We start from the raw sequence: 2,710 nt of genomic DNA, 5'->3' as shown, positions 1-2,710 counted from the left end.
GGGCGGGGGCCCCGCTGGACGGGCACGGTCCGGGCCGAGATCTCGTTCCGTGCGCTCGTCCTCGTCGGTCAGCCCTGGGATGAGGGGGAGGGCTGTCCACGAGTGCATCGCGGCGGGCGGCCGGGTGTCAACGGATCCATCCGCCACTGGATTTTCAATTGTGTGAACGGGGTCGTGGAAATTACTGAAACCGGCCCCTGAGCTGCGGCTACCCGGCGCCGCCGCCGGCTGCGAGCGTCCAGACGGCGTTCGCGATGGCGTCTGCGTTGCGGTCCAGCGCGGTGTCGTCGATGTTGGACGTGGTGTCGCAGGACGAGTGGTAGCAGCGGTCGAACGCGATGCCGGCCTGGCCGCCCCAGAGCTGCGCCTGCTGGGACGTCTTGCGTCCCTCGGCGCCGGTGAACAGCCCGCCGGCGGGGATGCCGACGCGGATGAACGGGCCGTAGTCGGAGCGTCCGTCGAACGCGGTGTCCTGGACGGGCACGTCGATCGTCTGGAAGTAGGCCCGCAGCACCTGCTCGATCTCGGCGGACCCGGCCGGGCCGCCGCTGCCGCTGGACCCGTCGCCGTCGTAGGCGAAGTAGCCGGGGTTGGGCGAGCCGACCATGTCGAAGTTCAGGTATCCGGTGATCTTCGACCGCTCGCTCGACGGCAGGTTGTCGACGTAGTACGTCGAGCCGACGAGGCCCAGTTCCTCGGCGCCCCACCAGGCGAACCGCAGGTGCCGGTCGGGCTGGTAGTTCTCGCGGGCGACGGCGAGCGCGGTCTCCAGGGTCGCGGCGGTGCCGGAGCCGTTGTCGTTGATGCCGGGCCCGGCCGTGACGCTGTCGAGGTGCGCGCCGGTCATCAGGGTGTCGTCGACATCGCCGCCGGGCCAGTCGGCGATCAGGTTGTAGCCGGTGGCGCCGCTTCGCGAGAACGATTGGACGCTGGTCTGGTAGCCCGCGGCGTCCAGCTTGGCCTGCACGTAGTCGAGCGAGGCCCGGAAACCGGGACGGCCGTGCGCGCGGTTGCCGCCGTTGCTGCTCGCGATGCTCTGCAGCTGCGACAGGTGCGCCTTGACGTTGGCGAGCGGGACATCGGGCGCGGCCAGGGTGGCGGGCGCGGCCGACGCGGACGGTGCGAGGAGTGCGGCCGCCGCCAGGGCCGCCGCACCCAGGGTCGCGATCATGCGCGATCTCATGTGTTCCTCCAGGGAGGGCGCGGCCCGCGACGGGGGAGCGGGCCCCGTCACGGGCCGCGGGAGGGGGGCGGTCAGCCGCAGGCTGCTTCGCCGCTCTGCGCGGGGACGTTGATCGCGCTCCACGCGGCCTTGACCGCGTTGCACTCGGTGGCGGAGCCGGGGAACAGCTCACGTGCCGCGTTGACCGTCTGGAGGCGCGCCTGCGCGTGGCTCCAGTTCGTGGTCTTGCGGTTGAGCCCGCCCATGAAGACCTGGCCGGCCTTCTGGACGCCGATGCCGGTGACGGTCGAGCCGTTGCAGGTCGGGCTGGCCGGGCTGCCGTTGCTCGGGTTCGAGCCCTCGGCCAGCAGGTAGAACCAGTGGTTCTGCGGGCCGGCCGCCGAGTGCACCTCGGTGCGCGGGATCGAGGACGAGTAGCAGTTCGGGTCGCCCAGCGCCTGCGGGTTGTACATGTTGCGGATCGGGCCGGAGCCGACCAGGTCGACCTCCTCGCCGACCAGGTAGTCGGGCGGGTCGAGGCTGGCGGGCTCGTTGGCGTAGTGCTCGGTGAGCGCGCCGAAGATGTCTCCGGCGGACTCGTTCATGCCGCCCTTCTCGTTGCCGTTGCCGCCGCTGTCGCCGCCGGGGGTGGTGGTGAAGACGGCGTGGCCGTTCTCGTGCCCGGCGACGTCGTAGGACGTGGCCTGCTTGGTGCCGGCCTGGTTGTGGCCGAAGTTGGTGTAGCTGCCGTTCCAGTACGCGTTGGCCTGGTTCAGGCCGACGCGGATCGGGAAGCCGCCGCCGTTGCCGTTGATGCCGTCGCGACCGAGCCAGTCGCCCAGCATGTCCCATTCCTTCTGGACGGCGTACATGGCGTCCACGCAGGCGGTCTCCAGGCTGGTGCCGCTGCCGTTGCCCCAGGCGCTGTCGCTGCCGGTGTAGGCGGAGCCGTTCTGGCCGCCGCACCGGAGGCCGGAGCGCTGCGGGTCCGTCATCGACGTGGCGGCGGTGCTGAGGTCGACGGTGCCGTGGTAGTTGCTCTGGTCGTCGGCCGCGTCCCGGACCTCGTCCCACGTCTGGACGACCTTGCCGGACGTGGCGTCGACGAGCACGTGCAGCTTCGTCGGGGCGTTCTTCGCGGTGGCGCCGCTGACGACGGTCTCGTAGACGAGCCGTCCGGAGCCTTCGGCCAGCACCGTCAGGCGGGGGTTAGACGCGCTGTCGACCTTGGCCACGCGGGCCCGGGACGTCTTCGCGGCCTGCGCCGCGCCGACCGTCGCGCCGGTCGGCACACTGATCGTCTTGGACTGGTCGACGGAGGTGCTCAGCACCGCGCCGCTCTGGTCGGTGGTGACGACGAAGTCGCCGCCGAGGACGGGCAGGCCGGCGTAGGTGCGCTCGTACGAGACGTGCTGGAGGCCGCGCAGGCCGGAGGTGACCCCGCGTCGGACGATCTTGTCCTGGGGGGCCTTCTTGAACGCGGTGGGCTTCGCCGCGACCAGGCGGTCGGCCGAGGCGGCGGCGAGGGTGCGGGGGTCCGGCTTGGCG

Annotated in this window: 3 protein-coding genes; 1 reads left to right on the top strand and 2 read right to left on the bottom strand. The window is 71.6% G+C overall.

Features of this window, described 5'->3' with window-relative positions:
- Nucleotides 1-201: hypothetical protein (locus E1293_RS49080; protein ID WP_207939521.1), on the top strand; the 201-nt coding region annotated here is incomplete at its 5' end.
- A 7-nt stretch (nt 202-208) separates the two neighbouring features.
- Here the strand turns inward: E1293_RS49080 and E1293_RS46140 are convergent.
- Nucleotides 209-1,183: a M28 family metallopeptidase gene (locus E1293_RS46140; protein WP_132206364.1), complete on the bottom strand. Its 975-nt coding sequence runs from the start codon at nt 1,181-1,183 to the stop codon at nt 209-211.
- A 71-nt stretch (nt 1,184-1,254) separates the two neighbouring features.
- On the bottom strand, nt 1,255-2,710 hold a 1,456-nt coding region (locus E1293_RS46135), incomplete at its 5' end, for a M4 family metallopeptidase (RefSeq protein WP_132206362.1).

Origin of the sequence: Actinomadura darangshiensis (assembly GCF_004349235.1) — a bacterium.
GTDB classification, from domain to species: domain Bacteria; phylum Actinomycetota; class Actinomycetes; order Streptosporangiales; family Streptosporangiaceae; genus Spirillospora; species Spirillospora darangshiensis.
The sequence above is the reverse complement of the archived record's forward strand: the minus strand, read 5'-3'. Positions and strand labels throughout refer to the sequence as shown.